The organism is Fulvivirga sp. AWR4_260, assembly GCF_056158185.1.
On the sequence record NZ_JBSWSU010000015.1, the window covers coordinates 1,050,676 to 1,074,631 of the forward strand.

The following is a 23,956-nucleotide window of genomic DNA, read 5'->3' on the forward strand; positions in this document are numbered from 1 at the left end:
AGGTGCCAATTAATGGCACCTTAATTTTTTACGATTTTATGATATTTCCAACGCTTATTTTCTTGCGTTCTTAAAGTATATATACCTGAAGCCAGGTCTGAAAACTCGAGGTATAATAAATCTTCATCTTTTTTTCTGATTATTTTTCCACTGCTATCCATGAGTTCAGCATATACAGGCATGCTGAATGAAAGTTTATCATGTACAGGGTTAGGGAAAATCTCCAAATTCATTTCAATGCTGCTAATGCCAGTAACAGTTTGAGAAATGTTATTAATTTGTATTACATCACTGTCTTCACAGCCAAGGTAATCAGTGACCATTAGCTCAAGGGATGCCTCTCCGTGTAGCATAATTATTGGGTCTTTTTCTATAGATACGGTGTCGCCATCCAATAGCCAAGTGTATGAGGTTAATCTGCCAGTGCTATTGTTTTCAATATTGATGCTCTGATCTATAACGTATGCATTAAAAGCCGCGTTTGCGGTTGATAATGTGATATTTATTTTGACCGGTGTACTTTCCTTCCATTGATCGAAGTTCGTCACATATATTGATCTGGCTTCATTGACATCAGAAAGCATTAAACATTTTCCTTTATGGAGGATTTGATTTAGACTGCTGTCGGCATAGTAAAAAAACAACTTGCCATTTGTTGGAGAAATAGTTGCTCCTTCATTTTTACATACTTCTATGTCATTAGCTAATGGCGTAATAGATTCTGAGGGGGTAATTGTTTCTTGCTTAATGTTGAAACACCCCATAGCATCTTGCGCAATTAATTTGATTGAATATGACGAGTCCGCATCGAGCGCAAATTCAATATTCTTACTTTCAGAACTGAAAATATCGTTAATGTACCATTGAGCAAAGTTTTCTTTTTCACTTGTATTTGTAAGTAGTACCACATTGCTGTCTAACTGAGTCGTGTCAATTGATATTTCGAAATTAGCCTTTACCTTACTAGTTGTAATATGGACAGGCTGTGGATTGCTTTCATATAAAGAGTCCATGCTAGTGACATAGAAGGTAGTATCCGATGTAATAGGAGCACTGGTGAATGAATTTCCTGTGAATACCATTTCTGTTAAGAGCGCATTGCTATAAACGTTAATTTTATTTGTGTTTGTGGCCGTGAGTGTTATTGGATCATTTTCACAAATATATTGGTCTTTAATTTCGGGTTTTAAGCTTCTATTAGCTACAAGTAATTCTTTTCTCACCTTTTCAACACATCCTAGGTCATTAGTAACTTCAAGTTCTATGGTATAATTACCGGGCTTAGGGTAGTGCATGAATGGATTTTGACTATGACCTTGATAGCCGTTGCCAAAGTCCCAGCGCCACCGTATGGCATCTTTGCTATAATCTTCAAATTGTACTTTTGTATTGTTGTTTTCATCAATTAATAGAGGAGCCGAGTCCATAAGGAAATTGGCACTGAGCAGTTTAGGGGCTGCAACTACTCTTTCAATATCTGAATCATAGCCTAGGTCTTTCCTTACTACGTAATAACTGATAGGTTCATTTACAGTGTCACTAATGATAGACGCACCAGAGCTAATGTATTTGGTAAGTGCAGCATCTTCATAAAAATCATACATTGCTTCATCAGTTGATGGCTTTACTTCAACGGTGTTACCTTTACATGTGTAGGCAATATGAGAAAGAGGAGGAGATTCAAGGTACTGATGATAACGTTGTTCTGCATCTGCAATATTCTCTTTAAGTTGCTCTAGGGAGTGTGCTGCCGAGATTACAAAAATAATCTTAGCGTAGCTTTTAGCATTTAGTGCATTAATACTGGCCCCGTTAATCATGGATACATCATTGCCTGTACCTTGGTCGCCAGCAGATAGGTTTTGAATGCCATTTGATATTATTTTGTATTTGATTTCATCGTATAAAATACTAGGAATATCCCTGTCATTACCGTTGTAGTTCTTGTTGTCCAAGGCATTGAAAATAAGGTTTTCTCCTTTTATTACAGTTATTCCTGCAAATAGGTTGTTACTCTCATTGTCCATTACATAACCGATGCCGTCTTCCCAGTGTGCCGAGTTGTTATTTTTTTCATTTAGATTAAAATCGGCCAAAATAGCCATTTTCACCTCATCCAAATGCTTAGTGCCATTATTGATTAATCGATATTCAATAACTATATAATCTTCATTCTCCCACCCTAAGTTTTTTTGCTCTATAATTAGTCCATCATTGGTCATGAAGGAGTGCCTTGCATCGCATGATGCGATGGAGTTTCTGTAAAACTTAATGTTGCTTGCTTTTGTGAAGTCATTATCCCTCACATTTAATGTTAAGCTATTAGAGATATTATCCGAGATGGTAACAGAATCTGTAGAGATGATTAAACCAAGGTTGTCTAGTAGTAATTGATTTTCAAATTGATAGCCGATGCCATTACGGAAACCATCTTCAGCATACGCCAAATTACCATTACTAGCCAAGGTTAATTGAGTGCTACCTCCTTTAAAGTTTATGTAATCTGCATTGCTCTTAAGCGTGAAATATTCAAAGTCATTGTAACCCGTACTTCTATAATCTATTCGAAATGTGATTTGATGATCAATAGGTAGGTCTTCTGACATAATCACTTTAAAAGGCTCTGAAGAATTATTGGCAGTTTTAAAAGTGCCTAATGCGCCTATTTTAAAAGAGGGGTTAATGATTTCTACATAAGGAGAGTTGGAACTTATGCTAACATTCATGTCAGAGGCTGAAGCAGCGAGGAAGTTTTTTATTTCAGTGGTTATACTGATAGTGTCTCCATGGAAAATGTATGCGCCATGGCCATTGGAGTAAGTAATGTTTTGAGTTCTTAGTGAAGGAGATTCAATATCTGTAATCGCGTTTAGGATATTTAACCTGCCTTTGCCTAGAGCCCCGAAATAATTAGAATTAGACCCTATTCCATATATGTCATCAGCGGTAACTCGTACTTTTTCCATGGCTTGCTGAGCGGTAAGTTCAGGAAATCGCGATCTCACTAAGGCTAATGCACCAGCAACTATTGGTGCAGATAAAGAGGTGCCCTGAGAGTAAGTGTAGCCTTCATTTTTTGAAGTGCTAAATATAGCATTTCCAGGAGCGGAAATGTCCACATTATAGCTGTAAGTGCTCCATGCTGTTTTTTCATCTGACAGAGTAGTAGCAGTAACAGAAAGTACATTTTTATAAGATGCAGGGTAAAAGTCAAGATGAGCAGAAGTGTTTCCTGCAGCAGCTACTATAGCAGCATCTTTTTCTTCCACAGCATAATTTATAATGTCTTGAGCATAACTGCTATATCCACCTGCATCTCCCCAAGATAAGTTTATTACTTTACACCCCATATTAGCAGCTAGGGCTATACCTTCATAGCCATTATAGAAGGAGTTACTGCCACTTTTGAAAATTTTGATCGGTAAAATGGATGAGTTATAACCTACACCCGCTATTCCTGTATTGTTGTTAGTGGCTGCACCAGCTACACCAGCCACTACTATTCCATGAATGTCTGTGTCAGCTGCTGGTATATTATCATTGTTAGCAATGTCCCATCCATAATAATTGTCAACATACCCATCTCCATCATCGTCTATGCCGTTGATTGGGTCAGCATCATTAATCTTAATTTTTGACTCAAGGTCAGGGTGATATAAATCTATGCCTGTATCTAAAATGCCTATTGCTATGTCAGGGTTACCCTTTTCTATACTCCATGCGTCATAAGCCTTTATTATTTCCAAATAGTTTTGCTTCCCCTTGGAGGGCACTGATTCTGGGTCGTTAGGCACATGCAATAAATGATGACTGAAATATGGTTCGGCATATATTACATTCTCATTTTGAAGTAACTTGTTTATGGCTTCTATAATGTCAGTACCGGTTGCGACTTCAATTTTGTAAATATTGGATAATGAATTAGACGAAGATGATCTTGCTTTCGTGTTTGAGGCAGCTAATTGGGGTAAAGCATTTTTTGCGGATAATGTATTGATATTGGCTTCATCTAAAATGCGTTTTAAATCATTTGAAGAACCATGGATGTTGCGCGCATTATCAAATGACGAAGAAGATATTTTTAAAATAATAATATTTGATGCATAATCATCCGTAGATAAACTGTCGGGTAAATTATAGGTTCTGTTTTGTGCATTAACAGAAACACATAAGATTAAAAAATATAGAAGTATACAGTATTTCAAGGGGTTATTTGTTTACATGTTTATATGTCAAAAGTCGTTTTGGTAAGTGGGGAAGACAAAAAATAAAGATGAATGGAAGTTTTTATTCGATCATTTGTATTGAACATTGGACTGTAAAACAAAGTAGTGCCTCTTATTTGGCTGATATCGTTAAAAAAGTGCGGCTAACTTCTTTTTTTTTAGTTTTTTTGCGGCACTAACCGATTCTTATTTTATAACAATGGAGAAAGTAATAATAAAAAGCCACGAGGAATTTGAAAAATTTATAGGTAAGGAGATTGGTACTTCTGATTATTTGAAAATTACTCAGGAGCAAATCAATCAATTTGCTGAAGCCACATTAGATCCGCAGTGGATACATACTGACCCCGAAAGAGCTGCTAAAGAAAGTCCATTTAAATCAACTATTGCGCATGGCTATTTAACAGTGTCAGTAGCGCCTTATTTGTGGAAGCAAATTGCAGAGTTTCATAATATTAAGATGATGATTAACTATGGCATTGAAAAGTTAAAGTTTAATCAGCCGGTGTTAGTGGATAGCGAAGTGAGACTGGTGGCTAAGTTGGAATCTTTGGTGAACTTAAGAGGAGTGTCAAAAGCTCAGTTACATGTGACTTTAGAGATTAAAGATTCTAAAAAACCTGCTTTCAGCGGTTTGTTAGTGTTTTTATATCACTTTGAATAATCAAACTGCAATTCGTTTAACTTTTTGCTATAAAGATTGCTAATATTAAAAATGGCTATGCAAAACGAGAAAGCTTTAAAAGAGCAAATTACCAAGCTGATAGAAGGAGGTAATGCTCATGTTACTTTTTATGATGCTATTAAAGATTTACCTGCAGCAGATAGAGGTAAAAAACCTCAGGGTTTACTGTATAGCATATGGCAATTAGTTGAGCATTTACGAATTGCTCAGTACGATATTTTAGATTTTTCTGTTAACCCAGATTATAAAACACTGGAGTGGCCGAAAGATTACTGGCCAGAAAGTGAGGCGCCTGAAAATGAGGAAGCGTGGAATTTATCAATTGCTCAGATAGAAAAAGATCAGGCTACATTTTTAGATTTGGTGAATGACGATAATGCAGATTTATATACGCCATTTGCGCATGGAGATGGGCAAAACTTACTAAGAGAGGCTTTGCTTATTGCTGATCATAACAGTTACCATATTGGTCAAATTGTAATTGTGAGGCGCATGTTAGGCGAGTGGAATTAAATAAAAAAGGAGCGGAAACCCGCTCCTTTTTTATTTTTTCAACTTATAGGTAACAAAGTCAAATGCGTAATTGTGTCTATCGTCTTTCGGGTGGGGGATGCGTTCTACTTCTTCCCATTGGTTTTTATTAAACTCTGGGTAAAGAGTATCTCCATCAAAAGATCCTTTAACTTCAGTAATATACATGGTGTCTGCGAAGTCTAGCCCTATTTCATAAATTTGACCTCCACCAATAATAAATGCTTCTGTTTCTTTGTTGTTCTCAGCTATTTTAAGCGCATCTTTCATTGAGTGTACTATTTCCACACCATCGGCACGCCAGTCATCTTTTCTTGTCATTACAATATTGGTGCGCCTGGGTAGAGGCCTGAATTTTTCTGGAATCGACTCAAAATTGCGCCTCCCCATAATTACATGATGATTAGAGGTTTTATCCATGAAGAATTTCATGTCATCGGGTAAATCCCATACCAAATCATTATCTTTTCCTATTACTCGGTTTTCGGCTACTGCCGCTATCATTGAAATTTTCATGCTTTATTATTTAGAGCTTATTACCTCTTAAAAATTCATCTATAGTCATTCTGCGCTTTCCTTGGATTTGTAGCTCCTGTATATCCAGTGCTCCATCTTCGGTACGAAAATACAAAAATGTTTTATTGTCAGTTTTGTAATCTCCTGGTTTTAAGTCGTTTGTTTCTGAGGAGAGCTGTAGTTTATTTACTTTATATAATTTAAGGTTTTTATCATTAATTTCAGTCCATGCGGCAGGGTAAGGAGATAAACCTCTTATGAAATTATAAACTATATCCGTGTTTTGTTGCCAATTGATTTCACAGGTTTCCCTGAAAATTTTCGGAGCACTTTTTAATGTAACGCTTTCATCTTGGTCTATTTGAGGGTAATCTCCTTTTTGTATGGCTTCTACTGTTTTTAGAACAAGCTTACCACCTAAATTCATTAACCTGATATAAAGATCACCTACAGTGTCGGACTCTTGTATTTGCTCTTTTTCCTGAAATATGATTTTTCCTGTGTCAATTTCGTGCTGCAAGAAAAAGGTGCTTACACCTGTTTCTTTTTCGCCATTAATTATGGCCCAGTTAATAGGTGCTGCACCTCTGTATTGAGGTAATAAAGAGGCGTGAAGGTTAAAAGTGCCAATTTCAGGCATGTCCCAAACAGCTTCGGGTAACATTCTAAAAGCTACTACTATTTGTAGGTTGGCATTGTAGCTTTTTAGTTCTTCTAAAAATTCTGGTGATTTAAGATTGGTTGGCTGCAAAACAGGTATGTCATGTTTTACGGCACAATCTTTAACAGGCGATGTAGCTAGCTTCTGCCCACGACCTTTAGGTTTGTCTGGGGCCGTAATTACAGCTACAACATTAAAATTATTTTCTACTAATATTTCTAATGAAGGCACAGCGAAATCGGGTGTACCCATATATATAATGCGTAAGTCTTTCATTTCAGTTATTTAATGAGCCAAGGATTGTGTTTGTTGTCTATTCACAACCAATGTGCAAAGCTACTAGGCTAGGCATGATATGCAAACAAGAGCAGATACGAATGCATTATTGTGCTCATTTTAAATTAATTTACTCAAAAATTCAGGTTTACTGTATCCCTATGGATTAAATTCTTTTCTTTGCAGCTTAAAATCATTAATACATGCTTTCAGTACAAAATATATCTTTACAGTTCGGAAAACGAGTACTCTTTGATGAGGTGAATTTGAAATTCACAGAGGGAAATTGCTATGGTGTAATAGGAGCAAACGGTGCGGGTAAATCTACATTTCTTAAAATATTATCTGGTGATGTAGAGGCCAACAGTGGAGCGATATCTTTGGAGCCAGGGAAACGTATGGCGGTGCTAAAGCAAAATCACTTTGAGTTTGATGAGTATTCGGTTTTGAATACTGTGATGATGGGGCACAATGATTTATGGAAGATCATGGAGGAGAAGGATGCAATATATGCTAAGCCTGATTTTTCTGAAGCGGATGGTATAAGAGCGTCTGAATTAGAGGCTGAGTTTGCAGAAATGGACGGGTGGAATGCTGAGTCTGATGCAGCAGCTTTATTAAGTGGCTTGGGGATTACAGAGGATGTGCACTACTCGTTGATGAAAGACTTGAGTGGTAATCAAAAAGTAAGAGTATTATTAGCTCAAGCATTATTTGGTAATCCTGATGTGCTTATTCTTGATGAGCCTACCAACGACCTTGATATTCACACGATCTCATGGTTAGAAGATTTCCTATTAGATTTTAAAAATACAGTAATTGTTGTGTCTCACGATAGACACTTCTTAGATACCGTTTGTACTCACATTGTTGATATTGATTTCAGTAAAATTAATGTGTTTACAGGTAACTATACTTTCTGGTATCAGTCTAGTCAGTTAGCATTAAGCCAAAGATCTGCGGCCAATAAAAAGGCAGAGGAGAAGAAGAAGGAATTGCAGGAGTTTATTGCCCGATTTAGCGCTAATGCTTCTAAGTCAAAACAGGCGACTAGTAGAAGAAAGTTATTAGACAAAATTAATGTTGAAGATATTAAGCCATCTTCAAGAAGATACCCTGCTATTATTTTCAACCAAGGAAGAGAAGCCGGAGATCAGATTTTGCAGGCGGAAGAATTAAGCAAGTCTACGGAAGAGAAGACACTATTTTCTAGCTTAGATTTCTTTGTTAATAAAGGAGATAAAATTGCTTTTATTAGTAGAGATAGCATGGCAACTACAGCGCTATTCCAAATTTTAGCGGGAGAAATGGAGGCTGATAAAGGTGAGTATAAGTTTGGACAAACGATCACGACTGCTTATTTACCTAACGAGAATGAAAAGTATTTCAAAAATGACCTAAATCTTATCGATTGGTTGCGTCAATATGCAGAAGGAGATGACAAAGATGAAGTGTACATCCGCGGATTCTTAGGTAAAATGTTATTTTCTGGACAAGAGGTGTTGAAGAAAAGTAATGTGCTGTCAGGAGGAGAGAAAGTAAGATGTATGCTTTCAAGAATGATGTTGGCAGGGGCTAATTTATTATTGTTAGATGAGCCTACTAACCACCTTGATCTTGAATCTATTCAGGCACTAAACAATGCTTTGAAAGAATTCCCAGGAACAATACTATTTACTTCTCATGACCATGAGTTTACTCAAACGGTAGCTAATAGAATTATCGAAATTACACCTAATGGGTTTACTGATAAGTTAATGACATTCGATGATTATATGAATGATGAGGCCATTCAAGAACAAAGAGAAGCCTTATATAAATAAGATAATTTTATATTCAAGTTTAAAAAGCCACTATTCAGTGGCTTTTTTTATTTAATGAAGTTGCTGCCAGTGTGCTGTACAGTGTTCATCAAAAGGAAAGCTAATATTGATGATTATATAATACTGTCCATCATGAGCTAAGGCAGAATAGGAGCAAGTTTGTAGGCACTGAACTTAATCTGTTTAATACATACCTCAATGAAATAATACTTTTGTCCGTACATTAGCAAGCACTATTTAAGTTATGCAAGATGATGCTTTAGAGCTTTTCTATTGAAGCGGTTATTTCAAATGCTTTTGAATAAGGCGAAGATCTGATAAACCGAGAGGGGAGAAAAGGAGGAGTTAATTCAAAAAATATTGCCATCAGCCAATGATTTGGTTGAGGTAGATGCAATGAACTCAATATCGTAAATTACTAAAAATAAAGGCCTCTATCACTAGAGGCCTTTTAAGTTTTAAGCAGCTTGTGCTGCGTTTTCTTCTGGATCTTTTGGGTCTTTTTTAAGATACATCATTACCAGACCAAATATTATGAAAGGGATGCTGAGTAATTGTCCCATGTTGAATAACATGCCTGCTTCAAATGCTGATTGATCTGCTTTTACAAATTCGATTAAGAACCTAGCTATGAATAAAAGCGTAAAGAAAAGCCCGAAGATAAAGCCATTGTGCCTGTTGGATCTTTTTAATAGGAAGCTTAAAACTAAGAATATTCCAAAGTAAGTGATAGCTTCATAGAGCTGGCCGGGATGACGAGGTAAATCATCTACTTGTTCAAATATAAATGCCCATGGAGCATCAGTTGGTTTACCAATAATTTCAGAATTCATTAGATTTCCCATTCTTATGCAGCAGCCTGCCAATGCTCCAACCACACTAAGTCTGTCTAAAAGCCAAAGAGGCTTTACCTGATATTTTCTGCAGAAAAGTAGCGTTGCTATGAAAACACCTAATATTCCTCCGTGGCTTGCCAGGCCTTGGAAGCCTATAAACCTGAATTTAGGCTCGAATTTAAATGGAAGAAATATCTCCAACAGGTGCTGCGAATAATAGTCAAAATCATAAAATAGACAGTGAGCTAACCTTGCACCAATAACAGTGGCCAGCACAAGGTACATAGTTAACTTTTCGAGCTTGGTTTCTTCAAGGTCGGCTGTTTTAAATTGCTTTTTTAGGATATAATAACTTAAGGCAAAACCTAAAGCAAAAAATAATGAGTACCACCTAAGTGCGTAAAAACCAAAGTCTATGAGGATTTTATTAGGATCCCAATGTATGTAAGCCATGAATTTTGTTAATTAAAATCTGGGTATAATAAATATTTTTTTCTTTTTTCTTTAAAGGCATTCAAAGGATCTTTCCATGTTTTACGGATCTCCTTTTCTGAAAGACCTTGCTCTATTTGTTCTTTCAGTTTGTTTGTACCTGCCAAGGTGTTAAAATAAGAAGTAAAAAAATCATCACCTTTATATTTTGCATAAAAATCAATGAGATAGTGTAAATCCAAGCCTCCACTGACTTCTTTTTCAGCAGTGAAATCTATTCCATAGCACTTTTCATTTTCATGCTTTGGGTGTTTAGCCATGCCGTCTATACTTACCGGAGTAAAGGTATATTTAAATTCACTAAAATCAGGGTGACCTATTTGCTGAAAAGGTTTATAGGTGCCTCGGCCTACACTTATTACTGTGCCTTCAAATAAGCACAGTGAAGGATAAAGTTTTATAGACAAGTTTGTAGGTAAGTTGGGCGATGGTTTTATAGGTAAGCTATAGTTGTCATTATGATTATAATGCTTTACGGGGATAATTTGAATATCGCACTTAACCTTATTCGAGAGCCATTCTTCACCATTAATCATCAAGGCCAGTTCGCCCACAGTCATGCCGTGTAAAATGGGTAGTGGATCAAGGCCTACAAAGGATTGAAATTCAGGTTCTAACATGGGGCCATCTGCATACATGCCATTTGGATTGGGCCTGTCAAGAATAATCATTTTAACATGATTTTCTGCGCAGGCTTCCATCATATAGTGCATGGTGCTGATGTAGGTGTAAAATCTAGTGCCCACATCTTGAATGTCAAAAATAACAATGTCCAAACCTTTAAGTTGTGCAGGAGTGGGTTTCTTATTATTACCATACAAACTGATTATGGGCAAACCGGTTTTTAGGTCAGTGCCACTTTTAACCTCTTCACCGGCATCGGCTTTACCTCTAAAGCCATGCTCTGGCGCAAATACACTCTTAATGCTTACTCCAACACTAAGCAAGGAGTCAACCAAGTGCGTGTTGTTGATAAGTGAAGTTTGGTTGACCACCAGCCCAACGGTTTTGTTTTCTAGCAATGGTAGGTAGGCCTTGATGTTGTATGCTCCGGGTGTGATTGCCACATTATCGGACTGAGAAATGGCACACGAATGCAAAGCCAATAAAAATGATATCAATAATATAAGCCTGTTCAATTCTTAATTAGTTAATTTGCAGTATAACGGTCTAAAATTAAGCATATTCTTGAACCTGTCGTATTTTATATCCAAAAGAATAGCCTCTAACACAAAAGGGAGCTTTTCTTCCACTATTCACAAAATAGCAGTTGGTAGCATTGGCATAGGGCTGGCTGTAATGATTGTATCCTTTCTTATCTTAAAGGGATTTCAGGACACAGTAACCAATAAAATCTACAGTTTTAGTTCTCATTTTCAGGTTACGAAATACACCTTGGGTAATTCGTACGAAGAGGCACCTATTTCCACCAATAATGAGCTTTATAACAATTACAAGAAGTACGATTTTATTGAGCATGTGCAAGAATACAGCCATAAAGCAGGGCTTATAAAAACTGACGATGAAGTATTGGGAATAGTTTTTAAAGGGGTAGGGCCAAGGTTTGATAAAGAAAAGTTTAGTCCTAATTTGCTAGAGGGTAGGTTTATTAATTACCAAGATGGGAACTATTCAAAAGAAGTGGTACTGAGTAAAGCTATTGCAGATAAGTTGAGGTTGAAATTGAATGATGACGTAATAGTTCATTTTTTTCAAGACCCTCCGAGAGTTAGAAAATTGAATATTGTAGGTATTTATGAAACTAACCTTAGTGAGTACTATGACAATAAATTTATAATAGGAGATATAAAACTTATTCAAAAACTAAATAACTGGGCAGATAGCATTGCTGGTGGCATGGAGGTTTTTGTGAAAGATGCCCGGAAAATAGATGAAGATGAGCTGAAACTTGAAGAGATAGTGGATTATGATCTTTTTGTGGAGAAAGTGAGCGATAAATACCTACAGGTTTTTGATTGGTTGCATTTAATTAGCCGACAGGTAAATATATTTTTAGGCATCATACTGTTTGTAGTTTGTGTTAACATGATATCCATTATTATTATTTTAATTATGGAAAGAACGCAAATGGTGGGGCTTTTAAAAGCTTTCGGGGCTAACAATGCTCTTGTACAGGGCATTTTTGCTCTTAATGGAATGCAGCTAATATTGAAAGGCCTGGCTTTAGGTAATGTTCTGGGTATCGGGCTATGTGCTATTCAGTATTTCTTTAAAGTTATACCACTTAACCCTCATGATTATTATATGAGTTACGTGCCTATAGGCTGGAATTGGGAGATTATTATAGCACTTAATTTATTGACATTCGTAGTGGTAAGTCTTATTATTTTAATTCCTACTAATATCATTGCCAGAATCAACCCTATCAAAAGTATTAAATATGATTAAGAGGCAGGTGTAACTGACTCTCAATTCAAAGTGATATATTGACTGTTTTATGAGAATAGCAGAGTGGTATTGCAGCAGCTTTTCTTGCAATAAATACTCTTTTCTATATTTCAATATATAGAAAACGCTGAACTCATATTAGCCTATCTGTAGATTTTAGGAAGAAGAGGTGATCAGAATATTAAGTTAATTTCTGTGGTACTTTTTAAACCAGCTATTAATTTTTAGTTGTATTACACCAAAGAATGCTTCTTTAAAAATTGATCCAGACATTTTTGACTTTCCTCTTGTTCTGTCAGTGAAAATGATCGGTACTTCATCTATTTTAAAGCCAAACTTCATGGCTGTAAATTTCATTTCAATTTGGAAGGCGTACCCGATAAACTTAATTCTATCTAGTTCAATAGTTTCTAGCACTTCTCTTTTAAAACATACAAAACCAGCGGTGGTATCATTGATTTCCATGCCTGTAATAAAGCGCACATACATGCTGGCAAAGTAACTCATCATAACCCTGCCCATTGGCCAGTTGACCACGTTAACGCCCGTTATATACCTAGAGCCTATGGCCATATCATACTTCCCTGTGGCGCAGGTCTCATATAAGCGCACCAAGTCTTTAGGGTTGTGTGAGAAGTCCGCATCCATTTCAAAAATGTAATCGTACTTTTGTTCTATTGCGAATTTAAATCCTCTGATGTAAGCAGTGCCAAGCCCTAGTTTGCCTTTCCTTTCAATTAAATGAATGGTGCGGCCGTTATTGTCTTGGGTTTGTAGTTGCTTTACAATATTTCCTGTGCCATCAGGAGATCCGTCATCAACTATAAGAATATCGAAAGGGTGAGGTAAATCACATACTGCCTTGATAATGAGTTCAATGTTTTCCTTCTCGTTATAGGTAGGAATAATTACTAGACTATCGTTCACGTTACAGGTTAAAGCGTTTTTTCTGAATTTGAAGGGGTTAAAAATACTAAATCTTGATTAAACACTAACGTGTGGCATTTGATTTTCTTGTGTAAATTTTATTTTTGCATCTAACAGCAACGATAAAAATAATTATATTTTGAAAAAGTGTATTTTTTTAGACCGTGACGGAGTCCTGAATAGAGATTACGTAGATTACGTATATTCAGAAGAGAAGCTAGAAATACTTCCTGGAGTTAAAGATGCTTTAATCTCATTGAAGCGCGCAGGGTATTTGTTAATAGTAATTACTAATCAATCAGGGATAGCCAAAGGGATTTATACCCGTGAGCAGATGCATGAATGTCACGAGTTGATGCAGAAAGCATTTGAATATGCACTTGACGATATTTATTACGCACCTTTTCACCCCACAGTAAGTGAAAGCTTAACGCGTAAGCCTGATTCACTCATGTTTGAAAAAGCTATAGCCAAGTATGATGTGGATATTAGCAGGTCTTGGATGATAGGAGACAAAGAGCGTGATTTAGTGCCTGCCAAGAAGCTAGGCATAAAAACCATTCAGGTAGATAATGATGATAGTAAATTGGCTGATTTTAAAGCTACAGATCTGCCAGATGCATTAGAAATAATATTTGGATAGCAATAAAAAAGGGTATTGAAATTTCAATACCCTTTTTTATTATTTAGTAGCCAAGTAGTTTAAGCATCGCATCGCTTTCTTGCTCTTGAGAGAAAAGCTTTGTGGTTATATTGCCATTGGCGTCTTTGTCAATTAATACATGTTTTGGAGCCGGAATAAGGCAGTGTTGAATTCCGCCATATCCTCCTAATGACTCTTGGTACGCACCAGTGTGGAAGAAACCTATATAAAGCTTTTTCTCGTCATTAGGGTCTGTCATAGGCATGAATACATCCCCAGAATGAGCTTCGGAGTTGTAGTAGTCCATGCTATCACAGGTAAGTCCACCCAAGTTAACTTTATGATACATTTCATCCCATTTATTTAGAGGAAGTAAAATGTATTTCTGGTTTAGTCCCCAAGCATCTGGCAAGTGTGTTATAAACGAACCGTCAATCATGTACCAAAGCTCTTTGTCGTTCTGAAGCTTTTGATCCATAATAGAGTAAAGTACGGCACCACTTTCACCTACAGTAAAACTTCCAAATTCAGTGAAAATGTTAGGTACAGGTACATTGTTTTTACCACATATCCATTTAATGTTTTCAATGATTTGCTCCACCATGTATTTGTAGTCATAGTCAAAGTGAAGCGAAGTTTGGATAGGGAAGCCACCTCCAATATCAATAGTGTCCAAATCAGGGCACTCTTTCTTTAATTCACAGTATTTGAAAATAAACCTGCTTAGTTCACTCCAGTAGTAAGAAGTGTCTTTAATTCCGGTATTGATGAAAAAGTGTAAAAGCTTAAGTTTTGCTTTTTTGCTGGGTTTAATTTGGTCTCTATACAGCGTATTAATGTCGCTATATCTGATGCCTAATCTTGAAGTATAAAATTCAAAGTTAGGCTCTTCATCAGCAGCAATTCTTATACCTACATTAAACTCACCCTTTACTGATTGCTCATAAGCTTCCAGTTCGTTTAAGTTGTCTAATACGGGTATACAGTTTTTGAAACCATCGTTTAATAAATCACTAATATATTGTTTGTAAAGCGGACGTTTAAAACCGTTACAAATAACATAAGTGTTTTTGCTGATTTTCTTCTTTTCGTGAAGCTTTCTTACGATAGGAATGTCAAAAGAAGATGATGTTTCTATATGAATATCATTCTTCAGTGCCTCTTCCGTTACAAAATTGAAGTGTGAAGATTTAGTACAGTAGCAATAAGTATAACTTCCCTCATAGTTATACTTTTTTATAGCATCATTAAATAATTGCTTAGCATAACGTATGTTTTGCCCTATTTTAGGGAGGTATGTCAGTTTTAGCGGAGTGCCATACTGCTCTATAATATCCATCAACGGCACATCATTGAAGTGCAGCTCATTATCCACAACTTTAAACTCTTGCTGCGGAAACTCAAAGGTTTGTTCAATTAAATCTATATACTTTTTCACACTATAATATTAATAGTTTCAATCTGTACAATGTTACAAATTTTGCAAAGGATTCTCTATATGTAAATAAGAAAGTGGTGGATAAAGTTTTGTGAGGTAATAGCTAAATTAAAATTATGCAATAACGTAGCAGATATTTAAATTTGAACTTGTATAAATGTAGTTACAAGGCAATAAATTTATGATAGATGTTTATGTGAATGATGAAACCTCTCCGCTGAGGTCGGTAGTGCTAGGAATAGCCGAAGGTTTTGGAGGCGAACCTAAGTTGGAAGAGGCGTATGATCCTAAATCTAAGGAATTTATAAAAAAAGGCGAATACCCTACTGAAGAAGATGTGAAAGCTGAAATGGCTGGATTTGCAGCAGTTTTAGAGAAGCATCATGTAAAGGTATACCGGCCTGAAACTATTGGAGATTGTAATCAGGTTTTTACCCGAGATATTGGTTTTGTAGTAGAAGATAAATTTATCAGAACCAAAATACTGAAAAATAGAAAAGAAGAGATAAAAGGTATTCAGTACATTATAGATCAAATAGCTGAAGATAATTTGCTAGAGGTGCCTGAAGGTATTAGAATAGAAGGTGGTGATGTAATGCCCTGGAAGGATCACTTGTTTGTAGGGTATTCGGAGCCAGAAGATTTTGATAAATATGTGGTTTCCAGAACCAATAGAGGTGGTGTGGATTTTTTGAGGGAACACTTTCCTCAAAAAACGGTTAAAGGCTTTGAATTGAATAAATCTGATGTGGACCCAAGAGAAAATGCTTTGCATTTAGACTGTTGCTTTCAGCCTGTAGGTACTGACCACGCCATCATTTATAAAGGTGGTTTTAAAAATGAGGCTGATTATCAGTTTTTAGTGGATTTCTTTGGAGCTGATAAAGTAATAGAAATTACTAAAGAAGAGATGTATAATATGAATAGTAATATATTTTCTATATCTCCCAATGTAGTGGTTTCTGAACGTGGTTTTACAAGAGTGAATACCATTTTAAGAGAGAAAGGCTTTACCGTAGAAGAGATCAAATATTCTGAAACCTCAAAAATGGAAGGGTTGCTCAGGTGTTCTACATTGCCATTGTTAAGAGAAAAAAACTGAGTAAAATGAAAAAGCAAAGTACTGATACATTAATGATGATAAGGCCGGTTAATTTCAGGTTTAATGAGCAAACGGCCGTAAATAATTATTATCAAAAAGTATTAGATGGTTTAGCCCCTGCTGAGGTGCAGCAAAAAGCTCAGCAAGAGTTCGATGATTTTGTGAATAAGCTTAGCGCAGTGGGTGTAAAGGTAATAGTGATAGAGGATACACTATCGCCAGATACTCCTGATTCTATATTTCCTAATAACTGGGTCTCATTTCATGATGATGGACGCGTGACTTTGTATCCAATGTATGCCGAAAATAGAAGGCTTGAGCGCAGAGATGATATTTTGTCGGCCCTAGAGAATGAGCACTGCTTGAAGGTGGCAGGCATAGAAGATTTTTCTTTTCATGAGAAAGAAGATAAATATTTAGAAGGTACCGGCAGTATGATACTGGACAGGCCTAATCAATTGGTTTATGCGGCCTTGTCAGAGCGAACCAATCATGATGTTTTGGAAGAATTCTGTAGAAAATTCGGTTATAAACCTGTAGAATTTACCGCTTTTCAGAATGTAGAAGGTAAAAGGAAACCTATTTATCATACTAACGTTATGATGTGCATTGCCAGTGATTTTGCCGTGATTTGCCTTGATTCAATTGATGACAAAACGGAAAGAGAACAGGTAGTAAATTACTTAACAGAATCAGGAAAGGATATAATAGAAATTTCGGAAGATCAAAAACATCATTTTGCAGGTAACATGCTTGAGGTTACAGGTAAAGAAGGTAAACGCTATTTGGTAATGTCTTCTGCCGCATTTTCATCTTTAAAAGAAGAACAAATAACCAACATCGAAAAACATTGCCCTATCGTTCATAGTTCATTAGATACGATAGAAGCTTTAGGAGGGGGAAGTGCTCGCTGCATGATGGCAGAAGTGTTTTTGCCTTCAATTAAATAAAAATTAATTGTATAAAATTTAATAAAATGGCTCACTCGTCTATTACAGAGTTTATAGAAAAAAATTATTTGCATTTCAATGCTGCTGCATTGGTAGATGCAGCCAAAGGTTATAAAGCACACCTAGCTGAGGGTAAAAAAATGCTAGTATCATTAGCAGGAGCTATGAGTACTGGTGAATTAGGTAAGTCTTTTGCCGAAATGATTCGCCAAGATAAAGTTCAGATAGTATCTTGTACTGGTGCCAACCTTGAAGAAGATGTAATGAACTTAGTGGCGCACAGTCACTACGAAAGAGTGCCTAACTATAGAGACTTAACTCCAAAAGAAGAGTGGGATTTATTAGAAAGAGGGCTGAATAGAGTTACTGATACTTGTATTCCTGAAGAAGAAGCTTTTAGGAGAATTCAGAAACACATTTTTGAAATTTGGAAAGATGCCGAAGAAAAAGGAGAACGTTATTTTCCGCACGAATTCCTATATAAGTTAATAAATTCAGGTGTTTTAGAGCAGTATTACGAGATTGACCCTAAAAACAGCTGGATGGTGGAAGCTGCTAAAAAGAACTTACCAATGGTAGTGCCAGGCTGGGAAGACTCTACATTAGGAAACATCTTTGCATCTTATTGCTTAAAAGGTGAGTTGAAAGCATCTACTATGAAGTCAGGTATTGAGTACATGGTTTGGTTAGCAGACTGGTACACAGAAAATGCAGAAGACAAAGGAATTGGCTTCTTCCAAATAGGCGGAGGTATTGCTGGTGATTTCCCTATTTGCGTGGTGCCAATGTTATATCAAGACCTTGAAAGGACAGATACCCCGTTTTGGAGTTACTTCTGTCAGATTTCTGACTCTACTACAAGTTATGGATCTTACAGTGGTGCAGTGCCTAATGAAAAGATAACTTGGGGTAAATTAGACATTAACACGCCTAAATTTATAGTTGAATCAGATGCTACTATAGTGGCTCCGCTGATATTTGCTTACGTACTAGGCTGGTAAAATATGACTGAAAAACACGAGGACGGCTCACACCTGCTGGTCACCAGAAATATTAAACTATCGGACTATGACCGCATAGTAGAGATAATGCAGAAATGTTACCCTTTAATGAAGGGTGACATTTGGCTGAAATCTCAGGTCAAAAAGCTAATACGAATTTTTCCCGAGGGTCAACTTTGTGTGGAGGACCATGGCGAAATGGTAGCATTTGCTATGTCTATTATAGTTGATTATTCAAAATATGGTGATAGTCATACCTATGAAGAAATAACCGGAGAATCTGGTTTTAATACGCATAACCCTGAGGGTGATGTTTTATATGGTATTGATGTGTGTGTAGACCCTGATTATCGTGGAATGAGACTGGGTAGAAGGCTTTATGATATGCGTAAGGAGCTTTGCGAAAAGTTGAACTTACGTTCTATTGTAGCAGGTGGTCGTATACCCAATTACCATAAACATAGCGATCAGTATACTCCTCGTGAATATATACAGAAGGTAAGGGATAAAGAGATTTACGACCCTGTACTTTTCTTTCAGATGAGTAATGACTTTCACGTAAAAAAGGTCTTAAAAAATTATATTCCTTACGATAGAGCTTCTGGTGCTTATGCCGTGCTTATAGAGTGGAATAATATTTATTATAACGAACAAAAAGTTCATTATGGAGTGCGCAAAACCGCAGCGCGTATTGGAGTGGTGCAGTGGCAGCTGAGAAGCGTAAGATCGTTAGAGTCATTTTTTGAAAATGTAGAGTTTTTTGTAGATGCAGTAAGTGGCTATCAGGCAGATTTTCTAGTATTTCCTGAGTTGTTTAATGCACCCTTAATGGCAGAGTTTAATGAAGACAATGCCGCAAAAGCGATAAGGAAATTAGCGCAGTACACCGATGAAATCCGCGATAAAATGGTGGAGTATGCCGTTTCTTATAATATCAATATTATAGCAGGTAGTATGCCGGTTTATGAAGATGAGAAACTGTACAATGTAGCTTATCTGTGTCGTAGAGATGGTACTTACGAAGCTCAATATAAAATACATGTTACCCCAGCAGAACGTAATGATTGGGGGATGGTAGGCGGAAACAAAGTGCAGGTATTTGAAACGGATACAGCGCGTATAGGAGTCCTTATTTGCTATGATTCTGAGTTTCCTGAGTTGAGCCGAATTTTGGCTGACCAAGGCATGGAAATACTTTTTGTGCCATTTGCTACAGACATGCACAATGGTTATAACCGTGTTAGGGTATGCAGCATGGCCAGAGCTATTGAAAATGAATGTTATGTGGTGATTTCTGGTAGTGTTGGTAATTTGCCTAAGGTGATAAATATGGATATTCAGTATGGCCAGTCGGCTATATTTTCCCCTTCAGATTTTGCCTTCCCTCATAATGCCATAGTTTCGGAGGGTACGGCCAATACAGAAAATACCATTATTGCAGATGTAGACCTTAATGACTTGAAACACTTGCATATGCATGGCAGCGTTAGAAACTTGCTCGATCGTAGAAACGATGTTTACGAAATAAGGGAGAAATAATAGATATAAAAATAAGGAAGCCGGTGAATACCGGCTTTTTTTTTGTCTAAGTTTTGAAGCTGGTTTTCAGAAAGGTTAAATCAAATCTTCTTTTTTAGATATTTTAATCCAGACTGCATTAACTTTGTGGAGACTGATGGTCATACTGCGCTATCAGCTGAAAAGAATATATATTACTTCAAATTTAGCATGAATATAGAATTACAGTTAAAGCAAGATATATCTAACGCATTTACCTCATTATTTAGCACTGAATTGAAAGTGGAGGATATAGCATTGCAGCCTACACGCAAAGAGTTCGAAGGTTCTCATACTTTTGTTTGTTTTCCATACGCAAGGATTTCAAAGAAAAACCCTGAAGAAACAGCCAAGGTAATAGGTGAGTATTTAAAAGAAAATGCTGCATCAGTAGTGGACTATAACGTGGTGAAAGGCTTTTTGAATATTGTTTTAACTGACCAGACATGGATAGATTTATTCTTGTCTTTCTGGGGTAATAAGAATTTTGGCCAAATGCCATCTAATGGTAAAGAAGTGATGATAGAATATTCATCACCCAATACCAATAAACCACTGCACTTAGGGCACCTAAGAAATAACTTTTTAGGCTGGTCTGTGGCTGAAATTATGAAAGCCAACGGTTATGATGTGCACAAAGTACAAATCATTAACGATAGAGGTATTCACATCTGTAAGTCTATGCTGGCGTGGAGCAAATTCGGTAACGGAGAAACTCCTGAAAGCTCGGGCAAAAAAGGTGATAAACTGGTTGGGGATTACTATGTGAAATTCGATCAGGAATATAAAAAGGAGATAGCTGAGCTTGAAGAAAAAGGTATGCCCAAAGAGCTAGCTGAGAAGGAGGCTCCTATTATGAAAGAGGCGCAGGCATTATTGAAAAAGTGGGAAGCTAAAGACGAAGAAACGTATAAGCTTTGGGAAACTATGAATGGCTGGGTATATGCCGGCTTTGATGTAACCTATAAAGCTATGGGGGTTGATTTTGATAAGCTTTATTATGAGTCTGAAACCTTCTTGTTAGGTAAAGAAGAGGTGTTAAAAGGAGTGGAGCAAGGTATCTTCTTCAAAAAAGAAGATGGTTCTGTTTGGGTAGATTTGACAGATGATGGATTAGATCAGAAACTATTGCTTAGAGCAGACGGTACTTCTGTGTACATGACTCAGGATATAGGCACGGCTATACTTCGTTTTAGAGATTTCCCGAACATTATTCGTCAAATATATACAGTTGGTAATGAGCAAGAATACCACTTCAAGGTGTTGTTTATTATCTTAAGTAAGTTGGGCTACGAGTGGGCTAAAGAGTGCTATCACTTGTCTTATGGTATGGTAGATTTACCTACAGGTAAAATGAAGTCTCGTGAAGGCACTGTGGTAGATGCTGATGATTTAATGCAAGAAATGACAGATACGGCTCAGCAACATACTGAAGAGTTAGGTAAAATAGAAGGTTTTACGGCTGATCAAGCTGAAGAATTATATAAAACGTTAGGAGTTGGTGCATTAAAGTACTTCTTGTTAAAGGTAGATCCTAAGAAGAGAATGCTATTTGACCCTAATGAGTCTATTCAATTCCAAGGAAATACAGGTCCATTCATTCAGTATACTCACGCACGTATTTCAGCTATTTTAAGAAAAGCAGAGCAAATAGGTGTAGAGCCAACAGAAGAGGCCATTAAGCAGATGGAAACCTTGCAGGGGAGTGAGCAAAATGTGATTGCATTGCTTAATGATTACGCCAGTAAGCTTAACGAAGCCGCTACTAACTACTCTCCTGATGTAATTGCACAATATGCGTATGATCTGGCTAAAGAATATAACCGCTTCTATCAAGATGTGTCTATTTTCAATGAAGAAGATCAAAATGCACTTCAGTTTAGAATAGCATTTTCAAAAGTAGTAGCTAAAACAATAGCTAAGGTCATGGGACTTTTAGGTATACAAGTGCCAGAAAGAATGTAATTACAGATTTAGCGAAGATACAATGAATATAAAACCCTGGATAATAGCCTTCAGATTAAGGACTTTACCTCTTGCCCTTGCCAGTATTGGCATGGGTAGCTTTTTAGCAGCTGCCAATGGCTTTTTCAATGCTAAAATATTTGGGTTATGTGCTCTTACTACCATTTTATTACAGGTTTTGTCTAATCTGGCTAATGATTATGGCGATACGGTTAATGGAGCAGATAGTAGTGATAGAGAAGGGCCTTCTAGAATGGTGCAATCCGGGGCTATTAGTTTAAGCCAAATGAAAAGGGCATTAGGTATTTTTGTAGTGCTGACGTTGGCTAGTGGGGTTTCTTTGTTATATGTGGCTTTTGGCTGGCAGCTTCAAGCCTTCTTATTCTTTTTTGTATTAGGGCTGTTATCCATACTTGCAGCATTAGCTTATACGGCAGGGAGAAAACCTTATGGTTATATGGGGTTAGGCGATCTGTCTGTTTTGTTATTCTTTGGTATTACCGGTGTACTTGGTTCTTACTATTTGTATGCCCAGCAAATGGACTGGACACTGCTTTTGCCTGCTTTTAGTTGTGGGTTATTTTCTGTAGCGGTGCTTAATGTTAATAATATCAGAGATATAGAGTCTGATAAAAAAGCAGGTAAATATTCTATACCGGTGAGGATAGGTCGTGCCAATGCAGTTAAATACCACTGGACAATACTAATTCTTGGTGTGCTATCTGCTATAGTTTTTACAGTGATTAATTTTCAGGCTTGGTATCAAGCTATATTCATTTTGGTTTTACCTCTTTTTATAGTTAATGCCAAAGCCGTAAAGCAAAAAGTCAAAGCACAAGACTTAGATCCTTATTTAAAACAAATGGCTATTAGCACTTTGCTATTCGTTATCTTGTTCGGAGTTGGCTATATTTTGGCCTAATAATACTTAATATTTTTGGTAGGTAGTAGTAAGCTAATTTAAGTTATTGATTAACTTTATTCTTGCCAAGGATGCTCATTTTAGAGCATCTAAAGGAAGAAATTTAGAAAATTAACGCTACGGCCATGAAAAAGATACTAGTACCAACAGACTTTTCTGAGCACTCTTTATATGCTCTGGAAACAGCCTACCATATAGCCCAAAAAACATCTTCAAGTATAGTGCTTATCCACGTGGTGGAAGACACAACTGTTGCTTCTGTGCATTATACAGGAGAAGTAGACCTGCCCTACATGGAAGACAGGGTATTTATGCTTAAGCTTATTGAAAAGGGTAAGCAAGATTTGGCAGACTTAGCTTCTAATCCTGCTTATGAGGGAGTAAACATCAGTACTGAGCTTAGAATAGGGAACCCTTATCATAATATAAAGGATATTATTGCAGAGCATGATATGGATTTGGTGGTTATGGGCACCAAAGGCAGCTCTGGCTTAGAGGAATTTTTAATAGGCTCTAATGCCGAAAAAGTGGTGAGGCATGCAAAATGCCCAGTGCTAACAATACATAAGAAGCTAGAAAGTGTAGATTTTAAAAACATTGTCTATGCTACAGCACTTGATGAGAAAGAGGCTCAGAGCATTAAGGTTTTAAACGTTTTTAGAGAACTATATGGAGCTGAAGTCACAATAGTTAAAATTAATACACCTAATAATTTTCAGTCAGACAGGGTAGCATTAAAAGAAATAGCAGATTTTGCAGAAAACAATGGCTTAAGTAATTGCAATTTCAGAATCTACAATGAGGCTACTGAAGAAGAGGGGATACTCTATTTTGCTGAAGAAATCGATGCCGATTTAATAGTAATGGCTACTCATGGTAGAACAGGCTTGGCTCATATGTTGGGTGGAAGCATTGCCGAAGATGTAGTGAATCATGCAAAAAGGCCTGTACTTACTTATGTAATTGGAAAATAAAGTTACAGTCTTTAAAGTTTAA

Annotated in this window: 19 protein-coding genes; 12 read left to right on the plus strand and 7 right to left on the minus strand. The window is 36.7% G+C overall.

Features of this window, described 5'->3' with window-relative positions; all coding sequences use genetic code 11:
* Positions 1 to 20: 20 nt before the first annotated feature.
* Positions 21 to 4,205, minus strand: coding sequence for a S8 family serine peptidase (locus ACXACQ_RS10995; protein ID WP_474975995.1), 4,185 nt, complete (start codon positions 4,203 to 4,205; stop codon positions 21 to 23).
* 220 nt (positions 4,206 to 4,425) lie between these two features.
* Here ACXACQ_RS10995 and ACXACQ_RS11000 point away from each other — a divergent pair, with 220 nt between their 5' ends.
* Entirely contained in the window at positions 4,426 to 4,890 is a 465-nt protein-coding gene (locus ACXACQ_RS11000; RefSeq protein ID WP_474975996.1) for a MaoC family dehydratase, read from the plus strand.
* 57 nt (positions 4,891 to 4,947) lie between these two features.
* Positions 4,948 to 5,424, plus strand: a complete 477-nt coding sequence (locus tag ACXACQ_RS11005; RefSeq protein WP_474975997.1) for a DinB family protein — start codon at positions 4,948 to 4,950, stop codon at positions 5,422 to 5,424.
* Positions 5,425 to 5,454: 30 nt separating this feature from the next.
* Here ACXACQ_RS11005 and ACXACQ_RS11010 read toward each other — a convergent pair whose 3' ends face one another.
* Positions 5,455 to 5,958 (minus strand): dihydrofolate reductase, encoded by a 504-nt coding sequence (locus tag ACXACQ_RS11010; protein WP_474975998.1) that lies wholly within the window; start codon positions 5,956 to 5,958, stop codon positions 5,455 to 5,457.
* A gap of 10 nt (positions 5,959 to 5,968) precedes the next feature.
* On the minus strand, positions 5,969 to 6,895 hold the full coding sequence (fmt, locus tag ACXACQ_RS11015) for a methionyl-tRNA formyltransferase (protein WP_474975999.1): 927 nt from the start codon (positions 6,893 to 6,895) through the stop codon (positions 5,969 to 5,971).
* Positions 6,896 to 7,098: 203 nt separating this feature from the next.
* Here fmt and ACXACQ_RS11020 point away from each other — a divergent pair, with 203 nt between their 5' ends.
* Positions 7,099 to 8,718 (plus strand): ABC-F family ATP-binding cassette domain-containing protein, encoded by a 1,620-nt coding sequence (locus ACXACQ_RS11020; RefSeq protein WP_474976000.1) that lies wholly within the window; start codon positions 7,099 to 7,101, stop codon positions 8,716 to 8,718.
* 458 nt (positions 8,719 to 9,176) lie between these two features.
* On the opposite strand, the gene lgt is transcribed toward ACXACQ_RS11020, so the two are convergent.
* Together lgt and ACXACQ_RS11030 are read right to left on the minus strand one after the other, a co-directional pair.
* Positions 9,177 to 10,007 carry a prolipoprotein diacylglyceryl transferase gene (gene lgt / locus ACXACQ_RS11025; RefSeq protein ID WP_474976001.1) on the minus strand — a complete coding sequence of 277 codons (831 nt, stop codon included), beginning with the start codon at positions 10,005 to 10,007 and terminating at the stop codon, positions 9,177 to 9,179.
* A gap of 8 nt (positions 10,008 to 10,015) precedes the next feature.
* The gene (locus ACXACQ_RS11030) at positions 10,016 to 11,185 is read right to left on the minus strand and encodes an exo-beta-N-acetylmuramidase NamZ family protein (RefSeq protein ID WP_474976002.1); all 1,170 of its coding nucleotides are present in this window, start codon (positions 11,183 to 11,185) and stop codon (positions 10,016 to 10,018) included.
* 49 nt (positions 11,186 to 11,234) lie between these two features.
* Between ACXACQ_RS11030 and ACXACQ_RS11035 the strand changes: the two genes are divergently transcribed.
* Positions 11,235 to 12,455 (plus strand): ABC transporter permease, encoded by a 1,221-nt coding sequence (locus ACXACQ_RS11035; protein ID WP_474976003.1) that lies wholly within the window; start codon positions 11,235 to 11,237, stop codon positions 12,453 to 12,455.
* Between the two features lie 186 nt (positions 12,456 to 12,641).
* On the opposite strand, the gene ACXACQ_RS11040 is transcribed toward ACXACQ_RS11035, so the two are convergent.
* Positions 12,642 to 13,382 carry a polyprenol monophosphomannose synthase gene (locus ACXACQ_RS11040; protein WP_474976004.1) on the minus strand — a complete coding sequence of 247 codons (741 nt, stop codon included), beginning with the start codon at positions 13,380 to 13,382 and terminating at the stop codon, positions 12,642 to 12,644.
* Between the two features lie 139 nt (positions 13,383 to 13,521).
* On the opposite strand from ACXACQ_RS11040, the gene ACXACQ_RS11045 reads away from it, so the two are divergent.
* Positions 13,522 to 14,025: a D-glycero-alpha-D-manno-heptose-1,7-bisphosphate 7-phosphatase gene (locus ACXACQ_RS11045; protein WP_474976005.1), complete on the plus strand. Its 504-nt coding sequence runs from the start codon at positions 13,522 to 13,524 to the stop codon at positions 14,023 to 14,025.
* 43 nt (positions 14,026 to 14,068) lie between these two features.
* On the opposite strand, the gene ACXACQ_RS11050 is transcribed toward ACXACQ_RS11045, so the two are convergent.
* On the minus strand, positions 14,069 to 15,463 hold the full coding sequence (locus ACXACQ_RS11050) for a type III PLP-dependent enzyme domain-containing protein (RefSeq protein ID WP_474976006.1): 1,395 nt from the start codon (positions 15,461 to 15,463) through the stop codon (positions 14,069 to 14,071).
* Positions 15,464 to 15,644: 181 nt separating this feature from the next.
* Between ACXACQ_RS11050 and ACXACQ_RS11055 the strand changes: the two genes are divergently transcribed.
* The 7 genes from ACXACQ_RS11055 to ACXACQ_RS11085 all read left to right on the plus strand — a co-directional run bounded on the left by ACXACQ_RS11055 (position 15,645) and on the right by ACXACQ_RS11085 (position 23,934).
* Complete coding sequence (locus ACXACQ_RS11055; protein ID WP_474976007.1) at positions 15,645 to 16,565, plus strand: dimethylarginine dimethylaminohydrolase family protein; 921 nt, start codon at positions 15,645 to 15,647, stop codon at positions 16,563 to 16,565.
* A gap of 5 nt (positions 16,566 to 16,570) precedes the next feature.
* The gene (ctlX, locus tag ACXACQ_RS11060) at positions 16,571 to 17,515 is read left to right on the plus strand and encodes a citrulline utilization hydrolase CtlX (RefSeq protein ID WP_474976008.1); all 945 of its coding nucleotides are present in this window, start codon (positions 16,571 to 16,573) and stop codon (positions 17,513 to 17,515) included.
* 26 nt (positions 17,516 to 17,541) lie between these two features.
* Positions 17,542 to 18,516: a deoxyhypusine synthase family protein gene (locus ACXACQ_RS11065; protein WP_474976009.1), complete on the plus strand. Its 975-nt coding sequence runs from the start codon at positions 17,542 to 17,544 to the stop codon at positions 18,514 to 18,516.
* Between the two features lie 3 nt (positions 18,517 to 18,519).
* Entirely contained in the window at positions 18,520 to 20,055 is a 1,536-nt protein-coding gene (locus tag ACXACQ_RS11070) for a GNAT family N-acetyltransferase (protein ID WP_474976010.1), read from the plus strand.
* Positions 20,056 to 20,244: 189 nt separating this feature from the next.
* Positions 20,245 to 22,038 (plus strand): arginine--tRNA ligase, encoded by a 1,794-nt coding sequence (gene argS / locus ACXACQ_RS11075; RefSeq protein WP_474976011.1) that lies wholly within the window; start codon positions 20,245 to 20,247, stop codon positions 22,036 to 22,038.
* Positions 22,039 to 22,060: 22 nt separating this feature from the next.
* Positions 22,061 to 22,960: a 1,4-dihydroxy-2-naphthoate polyprenyltransferase gene (locus ACXACQ_RS11080; RefSeq protein ID WP_474976012.1), complete on the plus strand. Its 900-nt coding sequence runs from the start codon at positions 22,061 to 22,063 to the stop codon at positions 22,958 to 22,960.
* Positions 22,961 to 23,085: 125 nt separating this feature from the next.
* Positions 23,086 to 23,934, plus strand: a complete 849-nt coding sequence (locus ACXACQ_RS11085; RefSeq protein WP_474976013.1) for a universal stress protein — start codon at positions 23,086 to 23,088, stop codon at positions 23,932 to 23,934.
* Positions 23,935 to 23,956 lie beyond the last annotated feature (22 nt).